This window comes from Streptomyces sp. EDA2-14 (genome assembly GCF_054963755.1).
The window spans coordinates 230,627-249,141 of sequence record NZ_JBUEGE010000002.1; the positions used below are offsets into that span (position 1 = coordinate 230,627).

Genomic DNA, 18,515 nt, shown 5'->3' on the forward strand with positions numbered 1-18,515 from the left:
AGGATCGGGCCATGGCCTCCCGCACTGAACGGCACGCCCCGCACCGCGTCGCGGTGCTCGCGCTCGACGGCCTCATCCCCTTCGAGTTCGGCATCCCGCAGCGCATCTTCGGCCGCGCCCGCGACGCCGCGGGGGAGCGGCTGTACGAGGTGGTGACCTGTGCCGTCCGCGAGCCGGGCCGGGTGCAGACCGACGCCGACTACGCGATCCACGTCGAGCACGGCCCGGACGCCCTGGCCACCGCGGACACGGTCATCGTCCCGGCCTCGTACGAGATGGGCCCCGTCTACGAAGAGGGTGTCCTCACGCCGGAGCTGGAGGCGGCACTCGGGTGGATCAGGCCCGGTACGCGCATGGTGTCCATCTGCACCGGAAGCTATGTCCTCGCCGCGGCCGGGATCCTCGACGGGCGGCCCGCGACCACCCACTGGGCGGACGCGGACCATTTCCAGCGGACCTTCCCCGACATCAAGGTCGACCCGAACGTCCTGTTCATCGACGACGGCGACGTGCTGTCGTCGGCGGGCGTCGCGGCCGGCATCGACCTGTGCCTGCACCTGGTGCGGCGCGACCACGGCGCCGCCGTCGCCAACGACGTGGCCCGCCGCACCGTCGTCCCGCCGCACCGCGACGGTGGCCAGGCCCAGTACATCGAACGCCCGCTGCCGGAGCCGCAGTTGGCATCCACCGCGCGCGCCCGGGCGTGGGCCCTGGAGCACTTGGGCGACCCCATCCAGCTCCGCGACCTCGCCGCCCGCGAATCCCTCTCCGTCCGCACGTTCACGCGCCGCTTCCGCGAGGAGGTCGGCGCGAGCCCCGGCCAGTGGCTGACGGCCCAACGGGTGGAGCGTGCACGGCGCCTCCTGGAAACGTCGACCTCCTCCATGGACGAGATCGCCCACCGGTCCGGCTTCGGCACGGCCCAGTCCCTGCGCCAGCACTTCCACGCGTCGGTGGGGGTGACGCCGACGGCGTACCGCCGCACGTTCCGGGCGGGGGCGCCGGCTTGAGGCGCCGGCGTTTCGCCGGAGCGCGCCGGTCGCCCGTCCTTGCGGCACGGGGCTCTGCCCCGGCCCGGAGGCCGGTGGTTACGGGAGGCGGGCGCCCCGGGAATCTGCGATGCGCAGGGTCTGCGTCAGAGACTCGCTCAACCTCCGCGCGATGAAGCGCAGTTCGACGGCAGCCGTGTCCGCGTCGACCAGCAAGCCCCGAGACAGCGCCAGCACCTCACGCGCGTCCGCCAGTTGCTCGTACTCGATGCGGTCCGCCAGGCGCGAAAGGTGGCCGTCCGGGTTGTAGGTCACCAGATAGGCGGAGCGCCCGTTCTCGCCCGGCCAGGGCAACAGCCGCGCGGGTGCGGTGTCGCTCATCGCGCGCCTCCCGCCGCCGGGACGCGGATGCCGTGGATGTGGCGGGGGCCGGCGTCGATGCCCAACGTGGCGAGATAGAGGGCCCGGCGGCGTTCGCGTTGGCGGCGACGTTCCTCAGGCGTCATGACGTAGGGGCGTACGAGAGCGTGCGCCGCGGCGTCGAGCGGTTCGGTGTGGCGGGGCGGCGGCACCGATACGGCGGGGGTGGGGGTGGCGAGGCGGTGGCGGCCTCGGGGCGGTGGGGCGCAGTGACTCAGCACCCAGGCCAGTAGTCGGAGAGTAAGGTCCAGCATGTTGACGCTCCTAGACAGCGTTGACCGCGCCCCGGGGGCCCTGCCAGGCCTGCCGGGGTCTGTACTTTCCGCACTCTACGCACCTCGCTGCGGTTAACGGCGCTTGTTTCAGTTATTGTCGCTTTACCGCAGATGCTCGAATAGTTCTGAACAGATACGGTCAGTGTGTGGACTTCGAGATTGACCGCACCCGCATCGTCTGGCGGCAGATCGCCGTAATCCTGGCGCATCGCATCGCCACCGGCGAGTACAAGCTGGGGCAACGCTTCCCCTCCGTGGCGGATGTTGCGGCAGAGTTCGACGTGGCTACGAGTACCGGCCAAAAGTCCCTGTACGCACTCCGTGACGCCGGACTCGTGCGCATGGAGCGCGGCCTGGGCACCTTCATCGCCGACGACGGCCCCGAGCTCGCCAAGAACGCGCCCTTCGGCCCGCTCCCGCGCACCAAGTAGCGGGGCCGCACCGGACTGTGGCGGGCAAAGACGGCCCCGTCGTCTTTTCCCGCCACAGTCACACGCTCAACCGCCTCAGCGGCCCCGGAACTCCGGCCGGCGGCGCTCCACGAAGCTCGCAACGCCCTCGTTCGCGTCGTGGGTGGACATGTTGAGTTCCTGGGCTGTCGCCTCCGCTGCGAAGGCTGTGGGGCGGTCCGAGTCGAGGCTCGCGTTGACCAGTGACTTGGTCAGTGCGAGGGCGCGGGTCGGGCCCGCCGCCAGGCGTTCGGCCCACTCGCGTGCCACCTTCGGCAGTTCGCCGTCCGGTACGACCCGGTTGACCAGGCCGAGCCGCTCCGCGTCGGCCGCGCCCACCGCGTCGCCGAAGAACATGAGTTCCTTGGCGCGTTGCGGGCCGATCAGGCGGGGCAGAAGGTACGCGCCGCCGCCGTCCGGGACCAGGCCCCGGCGGACGAACACCTCGATGAACCGTGCCGACTCGGCCGCGAGGACCAGGTCGCAGGCCAGCGCGAGGTGGGCGCCGATGCCCGCCGCCGTTCCGTTCACCGCCGCGAGCACCGGCTTCTCGCAGTCCTGGACGGCGGCGATCAGGCGCTGCGCGCCGAGCCGGATCATCCGGGCGACGTCGCCCACGACACGTTCCCCGGCGTCGGAACCGCCGCCGCCCCGCAGGTCCGCTCCCGCACAGAAGCCCTTGCCCGTCGCGGTGATGACGACGGCCCGTACACCCGGGTCCGCGGAGGCCTCGGCGAGCAGCGCGATGACGCGTTCGCGCTGGTCCCACGTGACGGCGTTCATCGCTTCCGGCCGGTTGAGGGTGATCCACGAGACGCCGTTGTCAGTGGCGTGCAGTACCAATGAGTCCAGGGAGTCCACGGACTTTTCGGCTTCTTCGGGGGAGGGCTGAGGCATGGGGGAGCTCCGTCTTGTCGGTGAGGGGTCAGCGGCACACGGCGAGCGCGTCGAGGGCGACGGCGCCCTGGCCGCGCGGCAGCACCATCAGCGGGTTGATGTCCAGCTCGGCGAGTTCGTCGCCGAGTTCGAGCGCCATGCGCTGCACGCGCAGGATGACCTCGACCAGCGCGTCGATGTCGACGGGCGGCGCCCCCCTGACCCCGTCGAGCAGGGCCCGCCCGCGCAGTTGGTCGAGGACCGCCCGCGCCTGGGTCTCGCCGAAGGGCGGGACGGCGACGGCGGTGTCCCGCAGCACCTCCACCAGTACGCCGCCCAGACCCACGGTCACGGTGGGGCCGAACAGGTCGTCGCGGGTGACGCCGACGACCATCTCGACGCCCCGCTCGACCATCTGGCAGACCAGCACGCCGTCGAGCTCGATGCCTTCGTAGCGGGCGATGTCGGTGAGCTCCCGGTACGCGTCCCGCACTTGGCTGGCCGAGGTCAGTTCGACCTTGACCAGGCCGAGTTCGGACTTGTGGGCGAGGTGCGGGGCCGAGGCCTTCATCACCACGGGGTAGCCGACGAGCGACGCGGCCCGCACCGCCGCGGCGGCGCTCGTCACCAGCTGCTCGCGCGGCACCCGGATCCCGTACGCCCGCAGCAGTTGCTTCGCCGCGTGCTCGCTCAGCTGGTGGCCGGGGCGCAGCAGGGCCTGCGCCTTGCGGAAGGAGGGCGAGGGCGTGCGCGGCGCCTCGTCGAAGGGGGAGACGTAGGAGGCCGTGAAGCGGTGGTGGTCGAGGTAGGCGCGGACCGCGGTGATGCAGTTGGAGAAGGTGCGGAAGGTGGCCACGCGGGAGGAGCCGAGGAGCGTCGTGCGGTAGGCGTCCTCGGTGCCGACGGGGGAGCCCCACACCACGCACACCAGCTTGTCCGTCTGCTCGGCCGCGTCCACCAGGTCCTGGGCCAGCTTGTCGCTCATGGGCGGGAAGGGTCCGGTGATCGGGCAGATCAGCACGCCCACGGAGGGGTCGGCCAGGATCGCGTCGATGATCTTGCGTCCGCGCCAGTCGCCGACCGGGTGCCCGCCGTTGTCGACGGGGTTCGCCACGCTCAGGTACTCCGGTATCCACTGGTGCAGTTCGTCCTGCTTCTCCTGCGGCAGGGTGGGCAGTTCGAGGCCCGCCTCCGTCGCCAGGTCGGAGAAGTGGGCGCCGGTGCCGCCGGAGATCGAGTAGACGACGACGCCGTCGGCCTGCGGCGGCCGGGCGCGGGCGAGGAGGGCGGCGGTGTCCTGGAGCTCGTCGAGCCCGTCGACGCGGATGACGCCGAACTGCCGCATGGCGGCGTCGACGACGGTGTCGGCGCCGGTGAGCTTGCCGGTGTGCGAGGCCGCGGTGCGTGCGCCGGTCTCGGTCCGCCCCACCTTCACGGCGACGACGGGCACGCCCTCGCGGGCGGCCCGGTCGGCGGCGAGGAGGAAGGAGCGGCCGTCCTTGAGGCCTTCCACGTAGCAGGCGATGGCGCCGACCTCGGGCCGCTGCGCGAAGTAGGAGATGAAGTCGGCGGTCTCCAGGTCGGCCTCGTTGCCGGTCGGGGCCCAGTGGGAGAGCCGGATGCCGAGCTCCTGGAGGGCGAAGACCGGTCGGCCCTGGTGGCCGGACTGGGTGATCAGCGCGATGGCCGGACCTTCCAGGTCCTCGCGGAAGCGCTCGAAGGCGTTGAGGTTGGTGTTCGGGCCGAGCAGCCGCATCCCGGACCGCTCCACGGCGGCGCCGAGCCGGGCCTGCGCGGCGGCGCCCTCGCCGCCCGTCTCCGCGAAGCCGGACGCGAAGGCGACGGCGAACTTCACCTTGGTGTCCGCGAGTTGCTCGATGACGGGCAGCGGATCGGCGACGAGGAGCACGGCGAGGTCCACCTGCTCGGGCAGCTCGGCGACCGAGGGGGAGCAGGGGAGGCCGAAGACGGTCTCGCGGGTCGGGTGCACCGGATACAGGCGGGCGCCGACCCGCTCCGCCCAGCCCATCAGCTGCCGGGTGATGCCGGTGTTGGGCCGTCCTTCCGCGTCGGACGCGCCGACGACGGCGACGGACTCGGGCCGGAAGAACCGGTCCAGGTCCGGCACGTCGGCGTGCAGCGGTCGCCCGCCGACGTCCAGTTCCTCGGTGCCGGCCCGCCCGTGCACGGCGGGTCCGGGCTGCTCACCGCAGGCGATCACGCGGGCCCGGCGGGAGTCGGTGGTCAGGGTGCCGTACGTCGATCCAAGCATCGGTCCGCCCGCTCCTGTGTGTCAGCGACATCTCTTGCCTGTGCAGTGCCTTGCAGTCCCCGAAGTCCCCCCAAGAAAGAACTGACGCATAGTCAGATTACTGAACTGACACTGTGTCAGGAACAGGGCTGCAGGCAAAGAGATGGGGCGAATGTTCCGCCCGGCGGGCTCGCGTGGCGGGTTCCGTGGCGCCTACGCGGGGACGTGCGCCGCCACTGCCTTGCCGATGCGTCCGGCGTCCAGGGACATTTCGCGGAGCATGCCGCTGATCGGGTTCGTGTAGCCGGTGAAGTGCAGGCCGGGGGCGGCAGGGGTGCGCTTGTGGTGGGCGAGCGGGCGCCCTGTGGCGGGGTCGAGGACGCCCAGGTGGCCCACGAGATTCTCGAGACCCTGCCGGTATCCGGTGGCCGCGATCACCGCGTCCGGGGTGAGGCGGGTGCCGCCGGAGAGGACCGCCGCGTCCGCGTCGAAGGAGGCGACGGCGGCCACGGGCTCGACCTTCCCGGACCGCACGGCGTCGACGAAGCCGACGTCCTGCACCGGGATCGCGCCCTCGCGCACCCTCGAATAGAGCCCGGTGTCGGGGCGCGGCAGGCCGTGCGCCGAGAGGTCGGGCACGCTCAGCTTCCCGAGCGGTGCGGCGAGCCGGTCGACGAGGCCGACCGGGAGGCGGCGGCAGAGGATGCCGGTGCGCTGGGCGGGCCAGCCGAGTGTGGAGCGGCGCACGATGTGGGGGGTGGTGCGGATGGCGATGCGGACGCGCGCGGCGCCGCCCTCGACCAGGTCGACGGCTATCTCGGTGCCCGTGTTGCCCGCGCCGACGACGAGGACGTCCTGGCCGGCGAAGGGGGCCGGACCGCGGTACTCGCCCGCGTGCAGCAACTGCCCCGGATACGAGGAGGCGCCGGGCCAGTCGGGCAGGTACGGGGTGTGGTTGTAGCCGGTGGCGACGACCACGGCGGCCGAGGTCAGCTCGCGGCCACCGGTGGCCCGCAGCAGCCAGCCCGAGTCGTCGGGGGTGCGGTCGACGCGGGTGACCTCGACGCCGGTGACGACCTCGAGGTCGTGGTGCTCGGCGTACTTCTCCAGGTAGCGCACGACGTCGTCGCGGGCGACCCAGCGGCCGAAGCGGCGCGGCATCGGCAGTCCGGGCAGTCCGGAGAGGCGGCGCGTGGTGTGCAGGTGGAGGCGGTCGTAATGGCCGCGCCAGGAGGTGCCGACGCGGTCGGACTTCTCCAGGACGACGGCCCGTACGCCGTGCGCCTTCAGTCCGACGGCCGTGGCGAGTCCAGCGGGTCCGCCCCCGATGACGTACACGGGTGGACGTTCGTGACTGCGTGCCGGTGCTTGTGGGGAGTCGGCCATGCACGGAGCGTATTCCGGCGCCGGATTGAACGGGTCCGGTCAAGGAGGAAACCGGTTGCGAATTGATCACGGGCCGCGGCCGGGGTGCCCGGACGTTGCTGCGTGCGGGGCTCTTGCGAAGGCGGTGCCGGATGCGTTGAACTGACCTACCCAAGTAACTGACGTACCGTCAGAAAATGGAGGAGGGGCCGGACTTCATGGACGCGATAGGGCTCAGCGGCGCCGAATGGCTCGCCGTGCTGCGCATCGGGCTCGGCCTGTGGTGGCTGGAGAGCTGGCGGCACAAGGACAAGAAGGGCTGGTTCGAGCGCGGCACCGGCATCGCGTGGGCCGCGGACGTCGCGGGCAAGCACAAGTGGAACGCGGTGCGCAGCGGATTCGAGGTCGTCGTGAAACCGCGGCCGAAAACGATGGCGTACATCGTCGTCTACGCCGAACTCGCCCTCGGGCTCGGCCTGATCCTCGGCTTCCTCACGCCGATCGCGCTGGTCGGCGGCCTGCTGCTCAATCTCCTCTACTTCACGCTCATGATCCACGACTGGGCCGAGCAGGGGCAGAACGCGATGATGGGGCTGATCTCGCTCGTCGCGCTGTTCGCCATGTCCTGGCAGGCCTGGTCCCTCGACCACGCGATCGGACTGTTCTCGTGAGTGCTGCTTCCGCCGACGTACGTTTCGACGTTCCCGAGCCCGACGCCTTCACCCGGCCGTACTGGGACGCGGCCACCGAGGGGCGACTGCTGCTGAGGCACTGTGCGGCGTGCGGGCGTGACCACCATTATCCGCGCGAGTTCTGCCCGTTCTGCTGGAGCGAGGACGGCCGGTGGCGGGACGCGAGCGGCCGGGCCACGCTCTACACGTGGTCCGTCGTGCACCGCAACGACCTGCCGCCCTTCGGGGGCCGCACCCCGTACGTCGCCGCCGTCGTCGACCTCGCCGAGGGGCCGCGGATGATGACGGAGATCGTGGAGTGCCCGGAGGCCGACCTGCGGGTGGGCATGGAGCTGACGGTCGACTTCCGGGAGGGCGGGGACGGCTTCAGCGTGCCGGTGTTCAGGCCCGCGCCGTAAGCCGTAACCGGGCGGCGATGCGCCGGTCCGCGCCGTAATCCGGTGGTCGGCCGGCCACGGGCGCGGCCATCATGAGCCGATGAGGACCTCACGGGCACGCACGGGCGAGTGGCTGCTGACGTCGGCGCTCGCCGAATTCGATGACCGGACCGGTGCGCTGCTGGCCTCCGACCCGGCCCTGCACACGGTGGCGCTCAGCGTCACCGCGCGCATACGGGCGTCGGGGTGGGCGTCCGACGGCGCGCGCTTCGGGGTGTGGACGGGGCCCGGCGGCCGGACGGAGGGCTACTTCTTCTGGACGCCGCCGCACTCCCTGTACGTGGCGCTGCCCGGCGAGGAGGCGGGCCGTGCGGAGGCGGCGGGCGCCCTGGTCGACGCCCTCGCCGGACTGCCGGTCGACGGTGCGAACGGCGCGGTGGAGTCGACGGCCGCCCTTGCCGAGGCCTGGCGCGAACGGCATCCCGGCGGGCGGGCCGAGCGCGTGATGCGGCAGCGGCTGTTCCGGCTCGGCGAGCTCACGCCGCCGCGGAGCCTGCCCGAGGGCGGGGCCCGGATCGCGGGCGAGGCCGACCGCGGCCTCCTCGCGGACTGGAACCTGGCCTTCCACGCGGAGGCGCACACGCGCGACGCCGCGACGCGGGAGCAGGCCGAGGCCTGGGCCGACGAGCGCCTCGCCTACGGCGGCATCACCCTCTGGGAGGACGCCGACGGCGCCCCCGTCTCGATGGCGGGCCTCACCCGCGGGTCGCTGAGCACCGTCCGGGTCGCCCCCGTCTACACACCGCCCGCGCTGCGCGGCCGGGGGTACGCGGCCGCCGTCACCGCCGAGGTCAGCCGGGCCGCGCGGGCCGAGGGCGCCGAAGAGGTGCTGCTCTTCACGGACCTGGCCAACCCGACGAGCAACGCCCTCTACCAGCGCCTCGGCTACCGGCCGGTGCGGGAGTTCGCGGTGTGGGAGTTCACGGCCTGAGCGGCCCGGCCGGCCTGAGCGGCGCGGCCGGACCGGCGGACCCGGCCGGACCGGCGGACCCGGCCGGCCCGGCGGACCCGGCCGACCCCCGTGGTCACGGGTACAGCAGCTCCTTGGTCCAGCCGTCCGGCGTGCGCCGGTACCTGAGGCGTACGTGCCGTCGGCGGGCGTCGCCCTGGAAGAACTCCACCTCGTCAGGGGCCAGCTCGTAGACGGTCCAGGACGGGGCGGCGGCGTCCGGTTCGCGCTGCGCGCGCTCCCACGCGGCGTCCGAGGCGCGCTCCAACTCCTCGTAGGAGTCGAGCGGTTCGCTCTGGTGGCCGACGAGGGCCGAGGCGAGCGCGCCGGTCGAGCGGGCGTGCAGATCGGCGTGGGCGACCTCGGGCGGGGCTGTGCGGACGGGGCCGCGGACCCGGATCTGGCGGCCCTGCGCCGGCCAGTAGAAGCCCAGCGCCGCGTACGGGTGCGCGGCGAGCTGGCGGCCCTTCGCGCTGCCCGCGTGCGAGGCGAAGTGCCAGCCGTGCGCCTCGTCCGCGCCGTGCAGCATCACGGTCCGGACATCCGCGTGGCCCTCGGCGTCCGTCGTCGCGAGCGAGGGGGTGTGCGGCTCGGGCTGACCCGCCGCCACGGCCGCGGCGAACCACTGCGTGAACAGGGGGAGGGGCGCGGCGGGGGCGTCCCGCGGGTCGAAGGCGGGCAGCTCGGTGTCCCATACGCGCAGGGAGCGCAGCAGGGCGTGCAGATCGGGTTCCGGTTCCATCCTCCGATTCTCGCTCCCGCCCCTCAGTCCCGTCCCAGCACCACCGTTCCCGCCGAGCAGAACCACCCGCCCGTCCCCGACGCCACCGCCAGCCGGGGCAGCGAACCGTCCGCCCGCCGCACCTGATGGCCGCCCGCCTCGCCGCGCAGCTGCCGCGCCGCCTCCACCAGGAGGAACAGCCCGCGCATTCCGGGGTGCTGGGCGGACAGGCCGCCGCCGTCCGTGTTCGTGGGGAGTTCGCCGTCGTGCAGGAGGCGGCCCTTCTCGACGAAGGCCCCGCCCTCCCCCTTGGCGCAGAAACCCAGGTCCTCCAGGGTCACGAGCGTCATGTACGTGAAGGCGTCGTAGATCTCCGCGATGTCGATCTCGTCCGGCCGCACCCCGGCCCGCTCGAACGCCAGGCGCCCGCTCACCGCCGCCGGGGAGACCGTGAAGTCGTCCCACTCGGACATCGTGGTGTGCGAGACGTGCTCGCCGGACCCCAGCACCCACACCGGCGGCTTCGCGCAGTCGCGCACCAGGTCCTCGGCCACGAGCAGCACCGCCGCGCCGCCGTCCGAGCGGATGCAGCAGTGCAGCTTGGTGAACGGGTCGGCGATCATCGGCCCGTCGAGGACTTCGTCGACCGTGATCGGGTCGCGGAACATGGCGTCCGGATTGCGCGACGCGTTGGCGCGGGCCTGGACCGCCACCTGCGCCAGCTGGTCGAGCGTCGTGCCGTACTCGTGCATGTGGCGGCGGGCCGCCATCGCGTACTTGGCGATCAGCGAGTGGCCGTACGGCACCTCGAACTGGAGCGGGCCGCGCGCGCCGAAGGAGAGGTTCGACGTGCGGCGCTTCGCCTTGATGTCGGCGCGGGCCGTCGAACCGTAGACGAGGAGGACGGCGCGCGCGTGGCCCGCCCGGATCGCGTCCGCCGCGTGCGCCGCCATGACCTCCCAGGTGGAGCCGCCGACCGAGGTGGAGTCGACCCAGCGGGGTTTGAGTCCCAGGTACTCGGCGACCTCGACCGGGGCGAGCGTGCCGAGGCCCGCGCTCGCGAAGCCGTCGACGACGTCGGGGGTGAGCCCCGCGTCGGCGAGCGCCCGGCGGGCGGCCTGGGCGTGCAGGGCGTACGGAGTGGCTTCGTCGACGCGGCCGCAGTCGGAGAGGGCTATGCCTGTGATGGCGACCTTGCTTCCGGTCTCAGTCATGAATCTGACGGTACATCAGATACGGAGGTGTGGAGGAGTGTGCGTGCCTCTGGGCATCCGGCGGCCGCCGTCCTAACATGACGCCCCGTCAGAAAGGGGCCCACATGGACGCCAGGTTCACCGAGGAACAGCAAGAGATCCGCCGTACCCTGCGCGAACTCGCCACCAAGCGCTGCACCCCGGACGACGTCAAGGCCGCCACCCGCACCCCCGCCGGCCATGACCTCGCCCTGTGGGGCACCCTCAGTGCCGAGCTCGGACTGCCGGGGCTCGCGCTGCCCGAGGAGCGCGGAGGAGTGGGTGGATCCTTCGTGGAACTCGCACTTGCGGCAGAGGAGTTGGGGCGCGCCCTCGCGCCCACACCGCTGCTCGCCACCAGCGGGCTCGTGGCCCCGCTGATCTCCGCCCTCGGCAGCGAGGCGCAGCGCTCCACCCTGCTGCCGAAGATCGCCGAGGGCTCCCTGACCGCGACCCTCGCCGTGCCGGGCACCGGCCTCGCCACCGCCCTCGGCCTCGTCGCCGACAACGCGGGGGACTGGGCGGGCGGCGGCCGGGCCGGCGGCGTACAGGCCAGCCGCTCGGAGGACGGGTGGCGGCTGTACGGGCAGGCCGAGCAGGTGCTCGACGGGCACAGCGCGGGGCTGCTCCTGGTCGCCGCGCACACCGGAGGCTTCGCCCGCTCCCGCACGCTCCTGTTCCTGGTGCGCGCGGACGCCCCCGGCCTCGTCCGCGTACGGCAGACGGCGATGGACGAGACGCGGCCGCAGGCACGTGTCGAACTCCGCAATGTGGACGCCGAGTTGCTGGGCGAGGAGGACGGCGACGTGAACGGCGCACTGGCCGCCGTCGGCGACACCGTCGCCACCCTGCTGGCCGCCGAGGCCGTCGGCGCCGCCGACCGTGCTCTTGAGCGGACCGTCGAGTACGTCAAGGAGCGCGAGCAGTTCGGCCGGCCCGTCGGGTCCTTCCAGGCCGTGAAGCACCGGCTCGCCGACGTGTACGTACAGGTGCAGGCGGCGCGCTCGGCCGCCTACTACGCGGCGTGGGCGGCGAGCACCACGGACGAGGCGGCCGTCGGCGGGCTCGCGCTCGCCCAGGCGCTCGAAGCGCTGCGGACCGGGGCCGGGGAGGCCGTGCAACTGCACGGCGGCATCGGATTCACCTGGGAGCACGACGCACACCTGTACCTGAAGCGGGCCACCGGCGACGAGCTGCTGTTCGGCCCCGTGCACCTGCTGCGCGACCGGGCCGCGCAGGCCGCCGAGCTGTTCGCGCCGGGACCGGATCTGGAGGTGGCGGTCTGATGGCGCCGCCGGGCATCAAGGTGGTGCAGAAGGTGTCGTCGACGCGCGCCTTCGCCCGCGTCGCGCCGCACGTCATCCCCGCGCTCGACCGCGCCGTGCACCGGCTGACGCGCGGAAAGGTGCTGCTCAGCGCGCAGATGCTGCCGGGGGTGATCCTCGCCGTGCGGGGTGCGAAGAGCGGGATCGAGCGGCGTACTCCACTCGCGTGCATGCCCGAGGAGGCGTCGGGGACGTGGCTGCTGATCGGGTCGAACTTCGGGCGGCCCGGACACCCGGCCTGGACGGCGAACCTGCTCGCGCATCCGGACGCCGAGATCAACTGGCGCGGTGCGGACATCCCGGTGACGGCCCGGCTCCTCAAGGGCCGTGAGCGGGAGGAGGCCTGGGCGACGGCGCTGACGTTCTGGCCGCCCTACGCCACGTACCAGCGGCGGGTGGAGCGGGAGATCCGGCTGTTCCGCCTCGAGCGGCGGGCGGCCTAGGCGCTCGGCGCGCACCTGCGACACCCCGGCGCGCAACTGCAACAGCGGCGGCTCACGTATCACCACGCGAACCGCCGCTGCACGACAGGACCAGGAGAGTTACAGGGTTACTTGGTGGGCTTCTTCCCTGTCACGCCCAGGTGCACCAACAGCGCGAGGTTCGGCTTCAGTTCGGCCTGTTTGACGCCCCAGGTCTGGAAGCCCTTCTGGTGCGAGGCGACCGCCGCGAGCATCGCGACCAGTGAACCGGCGACCGCGGCCGGGCTCACGTCCTTGTCGACCTTGCCCTTGTCCTGAAGCTCCTTGACCGCCTCCGCGAGGGAGTTGTTCACCGAGTTCAGGATCTTCATGCGGAGCTTGTAGAACCGCTTGTCGCCCTCGGCCGCACCGAGGTCGACGACGCGCAGGATCGCGTCGTTCTTGCGCCAGAACTCCAGGAACCCGTCCACGAGTTCCTGAGCCGTGGCCCAGCCGGCCTTGCCCACCCAGGAGCGGTCCGCGACGAGCTCGGTCAACCCGGCGCCCTCGGTGGCCATTTGCTCGGCGATCTCCAGGACGGCGCCCTCGACGTCCGGGAAATACTGGTAGAAGGTCGCGGGCGAAGTGCCCGCCTTTCGCGCGACATCAATGACTTTGACGTCCCGATAGGGCGAGGAGCTGAGCATCTCGCCGAGGCAGTCCAGCAGCTTCTGACGTGTTGCCTGACCACGCCGCCCGGCCACACGGCCGTCGACGGTCCGTACTTGTCCTGTCATGCCGTCAGCTTACCGAGGGGTGATCGGAGCGCGATCTGGCCGACTGCAAATGGGGTTGGGGGTTACGGCCGCCGGTCAAATGACGCGCCGTGAGCGACCACAATTGGCCAAACGTTCGAATTTCAATCATCCCGCCTCGTTCGGCCTGGTTAGCGTGACGCGCATGCGCCCCGCCCGCTCCCGCGTCCCCGAATTCCCCGGCTTTCCCGAAGGGGCTCCGTGCTGGGCCGACGTACGGCTCGCGGACGTCGAGGCGGGCAAGCGGTTCTACGGCGATCTCCTCGGCTGGACCTTCGACGAGGGCGCGGGCGCCGAGCGTGACTACTACACGGCGGCCTACAGCGAGGACCGCGCCGTCGCCGCTCTCGCCCCGGCGAACCGGGGCGTCCAGTGGCGGGTCCACTTCGCCGTGCGCGACGCGTACGCGTCCGCCGAACGGGTCTCCGGGGCGGGCGGGCACATCGTGGCGGGACCGCTGTCCGGGGGCACAGAGGCGACCGTGGCGCTCGTGCGGGGGCCGGAGGGGGCCGTGTTCGTGCTGCGGCAGGCGGGCAGCCATCTGGGTTTCGAGCGGGTGGGCGGGGCCGGCGCGTTCTGCGGAGCCGAGCTGCTCACACCGGACGCCGCATTGAGCGATTCCTTCTACGCGGCCGTATTCGAAGAGGGCGGCTTCGAGACGGCGGCCTCCGAAGAGACCGCTTTCCCGCAGCCCACCTCCCGGGCGGCGGTCCGCCGTAGGGTCGTCCTCGGGGAGCCCGGCCGGTTCCTGCTCCACTTCGGCTGCGCCGACGCCGCCGCCACCGCGGAGGCCGCGGTCCGGCTGGGCGGGCGGGTGCGGGTGGGGCCGCACCCCACGGCGTACGGACACGCCGCCGTGATCGAGGATGATCAAGGGGCGTTGTTCGCGGTGTGCGAGCAGGCCTGAAGGGGCCCGAATACTCCGAGACACCCCGTTTTGACCCGAGGTTCGCAACTGAGGGCCGAGACAGGAAGAATCGGGGTGCGTGCCGCCGTGGCGCTTCGGTGGTGAGACGCTGACGGGGGCCGTGAGTGCGGTGGCCCGCACGGGGAGGTGGCAGGCAAGTGGATCAGCTGACGCAGCACGATCCGAGGCGGATCGGTCCGTTCGAGGTCCTTGGACGGCTCGGAGCGGGCGGCATGGGTCTGGTCTATCTGGCGCGCTCGGCTTCGGGCCGACGCGTGGCGATCAAGACGGTGCGTACGGAACTCGCCGAGGACCAGCTGTTCCGGGTCCGTTTCACGCGCGAGGTCGAGGCGGCCCGGGCGGTGTCCGGTTTCTACACGGCCGCCGTCGTCGACGCCGACCCGCGCGCGGCCGTGCCCTGGCTCGCCACCGCGTACGTACCGGCGCCCTCCCTCGAAGAAATAGTGAACGAGACCGGGCCGCTGCCCGCCCAGGCCGTCCGCTGGCTCGCCGCGGGCGTCGCCGAGGCGCTTCAGTCGATCCACGGCGCGGGCCTGGTGCACCGCGACCTCAAGCCGTCGAACGTGCTGGTCGTCGAGGACGGACCGCGCGTCATCGACTTCGGCATCGCGTCCGGCGTCTCCAACACCCGCCTGACCATGACCAACGTGGCGGTGGGCACCCCCGCGTACATGTCGCCGGAGCAGGCGAAGGATTCGCGGAGCGTCACCGGCGCCTCCGACGTCTTCTCGCTCGGCTCCACCCTCGTCTTCGCGGCGACCGGGCACGCCCCCTTCCACGGCGCCAACCCGGTCGAGACCGTGTTCATGCTGCTGCGCGAGGGCCCGGACCTGGAGGGTCTGCCGGAGGAGCTGCGGCCGCTGCTCGAAGCGTGCATGCAGATGGAGTCGGCCCAGCGGCCCTCGCCCGCGGACCTTCAGGCCCAGCTCGCCCCGCACCTCTTCGGCGCCGGAAGCGACGACAGCGGCACCGCGTCCGCCTGGCTGCCCGAGCGCTCCGTCGCGCTGATCGAGTCGCGCCGCGGCGGCCGCCCCGCCCCCAAGCCGTCGATGAACCGGGCGCCAGGCCCCGGCGCGCACGCCGCCCCGAACGGCCGGAACGGCCCGATCCCCGCCATGCCGTCGCAGCCGCCGATGGCCGCCCCTGCCCCGTCAGGACCTCCCGGCCCGGCGGACGGCTGGCGGCACTCGCCCGTACCGGCGGGGCAGAGCCTCGTCGCCGACGGGCCCGTGCACCTCGCCGGGGCGCAGGTGCCGATCGGCCCCGGACCGCGGGTCGCCGACGCGCGGGCCGCCGCCGTGAAGGCGCCGCCCGCCGAATCGGGCCTCGCCGGATCCTGGTCCCGCGCCAAGCCCGCTGTGAACGGCACGCACGAACCGGTCGTGCCCGCGCCCGCCGCGGCCGAGGGCGCGCCCTGGCGGCCCTGGCGGTTCCGCATGTCGAACGACGTGTGGGGCACGCCCACGGTGGCCGGCGACCTCGTCTACGTCACGTCGTTCGAGGTGCACGTCCTGGACGTGGCCACCGGGCGGCGCCGCTTCAAGACGCGTGACGTCGCCTGGTCCATGGCCGTCGCCGACGGCTGTATCCACGCCTCCGACGGCCCGACGCTGTGGGCGCTCGACGCCCGCGACGGCAGCGACCTGTGGCGGTTGCAGACCGACGCCTGGGTGTACGCCCTTCAGGCCGGGTACGGCACCGTCGTCACCGCGACCCGCGGCGGCGGAGTCCAGGCCCGCGAGGCCGTCAGCGGAGACCTCCTGTGGGAGATCACCGGCTGTCAGACCGACTTCGAGGCGGCCGAGGCCGGTCCCGTCGTGCACGAGGGCACGGTCTACGTGTGGCAGGACGCGCGCCTGCGCGCCCTCGACATCCGCAGCGGCGACGAGCGCTGGTCGTACCCGATCGGCGACGCCGCCTCCTGCGGCGGTGTCCCGATGCGTCTGACGCCCGCCTCCGACGGCCATGTGTACGTCTCGGCGGGGACGCGGGTCCTCGCCGTCGACGCCGGTTCGGGTCATGTCCGCTGGCACTTCGAGGCGCCCGCGGTGTTCCTGTCCCCGCCCGCGTTCGCCCCCGGCGCCGCGGTGGCCGGTGGCGGCGTCTACCTCGTCGACCACCTCGGCACGGTGTACGCGCTCGACGCCAACGACGGCCGCGACCGCTGGCGCATCGCGACCGAGGCCCGGCCCTCGTCGGTCGACCCGGTCCTCGTCGCGCAGGGCCATGTGCACGTCGGCAGCGGCCAGGGCCTCTACACGCTGGACGCCGTGACCGGCACTCCGAAGTGGCGGTTCCAGGCGGGCGGCGAGATCGTCGGGGCGCCCGTGGTGGCGGACGGGCGCATCCACTTCGGCTCCACGGACCACCTGCTGTACACGCTGAAGGCCGACGACGGCCGCCTGCGCTGGAAGCTCGCCACGGGCGGCGAGATCACCGGCACACCCGTCGTCAGGGACGGCGTCGTCTACGCATGCAGCAAGGACCGCTGCGTGTACGCGCTGGACGCGGAGAAGGGGACCGGGACCAGCCGTTAGGGGCGACCGCGTTTCCCGGCGCTGCGCCGAACGGGGGACCCCTGCCGCGCGACGCCCGCCGCCGATAGGGTGCCCCGCGTGATGACACGGGGACTGAAACTGACAGCGGTGGCGACGATGGTGGTGGTGGCCCTCACGGGGTTCACCACCGGCCGGAGCCACGGACACTCCAAGAGTCGCGGCGGCAGCGGGGGCGGGTGCAGCAGCTCCTCGCAGAAGCACGACTCGTCGTCGTCCGGTTTCTCCGGGAGCGGCAGCGACTACAGCCGGCGCACCCGGCACGGCTCCACCACGCACTCCACGTCCTCCGCGAGCACGCTGCGCAACGGCAGGGCGAAGCTGGTCACGTGCGCCGACGCGCGGCGGGCGTACGCCACCGTCGAGGTCACCAATCCCAACGGCGAGCGCGCGCGGTTCGACGTCCGGGCCACCTTCCTCGACGCGAGCGGTGCCAGGGTGACCTCCGTCGGCCACGAGGTCGAGGTCCCCGCGAAGGGCAGGGTCACCGCCAGGGTGCCGGTCGGCAGCGCGGACCTCGCCGCCGGGGTCGACCACTGCGACATCGCTCCCGACGCCTTCGTGAAGCGCTGACTCAGCGCACCGTGAAATCCCGTTTCTGGGTACGGGAGTTGAACAGTTCCGCCTGCCGCTCCGGCGGCAGGTTGCCCAGCTTGATCAGGTCCGGGGCCTGTGCGAAGGCGCGGGCCCTGGTGGCCTCGGTGGCCGTCCAGACCGCCTTCACCGTGCCCTGGACCGCCTCCGTCGGATACGAGGCGATGGTGGCGGCGCACCGCAGCGCGGCCTCCAACGCCCCACCGGCGTCGGTGACTTCCGACACGAGCCCCACCTCGTACGCCCGCCGCGCCGACATCCGCTCCGCCGAGCCCATGAGGGCGAGCCGGGCCACCTCGCCGGGCGGCATCCGCTGGGCGAGGTACATCGACTCGAAGGCGTTGACCATGCCGTACGTGGTGTGCGGGTCGAAGAACGTCGCGCTCTCGTCGGCGACCACGAACTCCGACTCCCCGATGAGGTAGAACGCCCCGCCGCACGCCATGCCGTTGACCGCGGCGATCACCGGTTTCCACAGGTCGTTGGCCTTCGGCCCGACCGTGGGCAGCGGATCGTCCGCCGAGTACGGGGAGCCGGGCTGCGGCACGTCCCAGCCGCGGTCGATGCCCGTGCAGAACGCCCGGTCGCCCGCCCCGGTCAGGACGACCGCCCGCACGGTGTCGTCGAAGCGGAACTCCCGCCAGGCGGATCCCAGTTCGGCGACGGTCTCCTGGTCGAGCGCGTTGTGCCGGTGCGGGCGGTCGAGGGTGACGGTGGCGACGCCCGTGCCCTTGTCGATCTCCGTGCGTACGCTCATGAGCGCTCCAGCACCCAGCGCGGCACGGTCACCCCGTCGACGTCCGCGAACGCCACCTGCACCCGTGCGCCGATCTTGATGCGGTCGGGGTCGACGGAGTTGAGCGCGGCGTCCGGGCCGGAGACCAGATTGCCGACGAGCCGGATCCGGGGCGCCTCCGCGAGTTCGACGACGATCGCGTTGTACGGGGCCTGCGCGGCGTAGGCGGGCAGCAGCGGCGGGTGCGGGATCACGTAGGACCAGATCCGCCCGCGCCCGCTCATGCGGCGCCATTCGCTGTCGAAGGACTGGCAGTGCGGGCAGCAGGGCCGCGGCGGGAACCGCAGTTCCCCGCAGTCCGGGGCGGCGCAGGCCTGGATCCGCAGCTCGCCGCTTGCCGCGTAGTCCCAGAAGGGCGCGCCGTCGTCGTCGAGGGTGGGGGTGAGAAGTTGGGAGGTCGTCGTCGCGTCTGCCATGAGGCTTTCCTTCGCTCAAGACGGGTTGC

At 72.6% G+C, this 18,515-nt stretch carries 20 protein-coding genes; 10 read left to right on the forward strand and 10 right to left on the reverse strand.

All coding sequences use genetic code 11. From position 1 onward, the window contains the following. The first annotated feature begins 11 nt into the window (after positions 1-11). Positions 12-1,010 carry a GlxA family transcriptional regulator gene (locus tag ACY34M_RS07320; protein WP_462716401.1) on the forward strand — a complete coding sequence of 333 codons (999 nt, stop codon included), beginning with the start codon at positions 12-14 and terminating at the stop codon, positions 1,008-1,010. A gap of 78 nt (positions 1,011-1,088) precedes the next feature. Here the strand turns inward: ACY34M_RS07320 and ACY34M_RS07325 are convergent, their stop codons facing one another. After that, positions 1,089-1,370: a hypothetical protein gene (locus tag ACY34M_RS07325; RefSeq protein ID WP_462716400.1), complete on the reverse strand. Its 282-nt coding sequence runs from the start codon at positions 1,368-1,370 to the stop codon at positions 1,089-1,091. Next, complete coding sequence (locus ACY34M_RS07330) at positions 1,367-1,663, reverse strand: hypothetical protein (RefSeq protein WP_462716399.1); 297 nt, start codon at positions 1,661-1,663, stop codon at positions 1,367-1,369. Before ACY34M_RS07330 ends, ACY34M_RS07325 begins: the two co-directional genes overlap by 4 nt. 167 nt (positions 1,664-1,830) lie before the next feature. Here ACY34M_RS07330 and ACY34M_RS07335 point away from each other — a divergent pair, with 167 nt between their 5' ends. Continuing rightward, on the forward strand, positions 1,831-2,115 hold the full coding sequence (locus ACY34M_RS07335; RefSeq protein WP_462716398.1) for a GntR family transcriptional regulator: 285 nt from the start codon (positions 1,831-1,833) through the stop codon (positions 2,113-2,115). Between the two features lie 75 nt (positions 2,116-2,190). Here ACY34M_RS07335 and ACY34M_RS07340 read toward each other — a convergent pair whose 3' ends face one another. From ACY34M_RS07340 to ACY34M_RS07350, 3 genes are all read right to left on the reverse strand, one after another. Continuing rightward, positions 2,191-3,030: an enoyl-CoA hydratase/isomerase family protein gene (locus ACY34M_RS07340; protein WP_462716397.1), complete on the reverse strand. Its 840-nt coding sequence runs from the start codon at positions 3,028-3,030 to the stop codon at positions 2,191-2,193. 28 nt (positions 3,031-3,058) lie between these two features. Further along, positions 3,059-5,281 carry an acetate--CoA ligase family protein gene (locus ACY34M_RS07345; RefSeq protein WP_462716396.1) on the reverse strand — a complete coding sequence of 741 codons (2,223 nt, stop codon included), beginning with the start codon at positions 5,279-5,281 and terminating at the stop codon, positions 3,059-3,061. A 192-nt stretch (positions 5,282-5,473) separates the two neighbouring features. Then, positions 5,474-6,646, reverse strand: coding sequence for a flavin-containing monooxygenase (locus ACY34M_RS07350; protein ID WP_462716395.1), 1,173 nt, complete (start codon positions 6,644-6,646; stop codon positions 5,474-5,476). Between the two features lie 197 nt (positions 6,647-6,843). On the opposite strand from ACY34M_RS07350, the gene ACY34M_RS07355 reads away from it, so the two are divergent. From ACY34M_RS07355 to ACY34M_RS07365, 3 genes are all read left to right on the forward strand, one after another. Beyond that, on the forward strand, positions 6,844-7,296 hold the full coding sequence (locus ACY34M_RS07355; protein WP_462716614.1) for a DoxX family protein: 453 nt from the start codon (positions 6,844-6,846) through the stop codon (positions 7,294-7,296). Beyond that, positions 7,293-7,715, forward strand: coding sequence for a Zn-ribbon domain-containing OB-fold protein (locus tag ACY34M_RS07360; RefSeq protein ID WP_462716394.1), 423 nt, complete (start codon positions 7,293-7,295; stop codon positions 7,713-7,715). Before ACY34M_RS07355 ends, ACY34M_RS07360 begins: the two co-directional genes overlap by 4 nt. Before the next feature lie 79 nt (positions 7,716-7,794). Continuing rightward, the gene (locus ACY34M_RS07365) at positions 7,795-8,685 is read left to right on the forward strand and encodes a GNAT family N-acetyltransferase (RefSeq protein ID WP_462716393.1); all 891 of its coding nucleotides are present in this window, start codon (positions 7,795-7,797) and stop codon (positions 8,683-8,685) included. 94 nt (positions 8,686-8,779) lie between these two features. On the opposite strand, the gene ACY34M_RS07370 is transcribed toward ACY34M_RS07365, so the two are convergent. Continuing rightward, positions 8,780-9,445, reverse strand: coding sequence for a pyridoxine/pyridoxamine 5'-phosphate oxidase (locus ACY34M_RS07370; RefSeq protein ID WP_462716392.1), 666 nt, complete (start codon positions 9,443-9,445; stop codon positions 8,780-8,782). A gap of 23 nt (positions 9,446-9,468) precedes the next feature. After that, complete coding sequence (locus ACY34M_RS07375; RefSeq protein WP_462716391.1) at positions 9,469-10,638, reverse strand: thiolase C-terminal domain-containing protein; 1,170 nt, start codon at positions 10,636-10,638, stop codon at positions 9,469-9,471. Positions 10,639-10,742: 104 nt separating this feature from the next. Between ACY34M_RS07375 and ACY34M_RS07380 the strand changes: the two genes are divergently transcribed. Then, positions 10,743-11,942 (forward strand): acyl-CoA dehydrogenase family protein, encoded by a 1,200-nt coding sequence (locus ACY34M_RS07380; RefSeq protein WP_462716390.1) that lies wholly within the window; start codon positions 10,743-10,745, stop codon positions 11,940-11,942. Further along, positions 11,942-12,424, forward strand: a complete 483-nt coding sequence (locus ACY34M_RS07385) for a nitroreductase family deazaflavin-dependent oxidoreductase (protein ID WP_462716389.1) — start codon at positions 11,942-11,944, stop codon at positions 12,422-12,424. Before ACY34M_RS07380 ends, ACY34M_RS07385 begins: the two co-directional genes overlap by 1 nt. A 107-nt stretch (positions 12,425-12,531) precedes the next feature. On the opposite strand, the gene ACY34M_RS07390 is transcribed toward ACY34M_RS07385, so the two are convergent. Beyond that, the gene (locus ACY34M_RS07390; protein WP_462716388.1) at positions 12,532-13,179 is read right to left on the reverse strand and encodes a TetR family transcriptional regulator; all 648 of its coding nucleotides are present in this window, start codon (positions 13,177-13,179) and stop codon (positions 12,532-12,534) included. A 163-nt stretch (positions 13,180-13,342) separates the two neighbouring features. Here ACY34M_RS07390 and ACY34M_RS07395 point away from each other — a divergent pair, with 163 nt between their 5' ends. The 3 genes from ACY34M_RS07395 (at position 13,343) to ACY34M_RS07405 (ending at position 17,253) form a co-directional block, all read left to right on the forward strand. Beyond that, a complete protein-coding gene (locus ACY34M_RS07395; RefSeq protein WP_462716387.1) occupies positions 13,343-14,104 on the forward strand; it encodes a VOC family protein in 762 nt (253 codons plus the stop codon). Positions 14,105-14,262: 158 nt separating this feature from the next. Then, positions 14,263-16,662 (forward strand): outer membrane protein assembly factor BamB family protein, encoded by a 2,400-nt coding sequence (locus ACY34M_RS07400; protein WP_462716386.1) that lies wholly within the window; start codon positions 14,263-14,265, stop codon positions 16,660-16,662. An 81-nt stretch (positions 16,663-16,743) separates the two neighbouring features. Then, positions 16,744-17,253 (forward strand): hypothetical protein, encoded by a 510-nt coding sequence (locus ACY34M_RS07405; RefSeq protein WP_462716613.1) that lies wholly within the window; start codon positions 16,744-16,746, stop codon positions 17,251-17,253. Position 17,254: 1 nt separating this feature from the next. Here the strand turns inward: ACY34M_RS07405 and ACY34M_RS07410 are convergent, their stop codons facing one another. Further along, the gene (locus ACY34M_RS07410) at positions 17,255-18,031 is read right to left on the reverse strand and encodes an enoyl-CoA hydratase/isomerase family protein (RefSeq protein WP_462716385.1); all 777 of its coding nucleotides are present in this window, start codon (positions 18,029-18,031) and stop codon (positions 17,255-17,257) included. Further along, positions 18,028-18,486 carry a Zn-ribbon domain-containing OB-fold protein gene (locus ACY34M_RS07415; protein WP_462716384.1) on the reverse strand — a complete coding sequence of 153 codons (459 nt, stop codon included), beginning with the start codon at positions 18,484-18,486 and terminating at the stop codon, positions 18,028-18,030. The genes ACY34M_RS07410 and ACY34M_RS07415 overlap by 4 nt, the downstream gene beginning before the upstream one ends. Between the last annotated feature and the right edge of the window lie 29 nt (positions 18,487-18,515).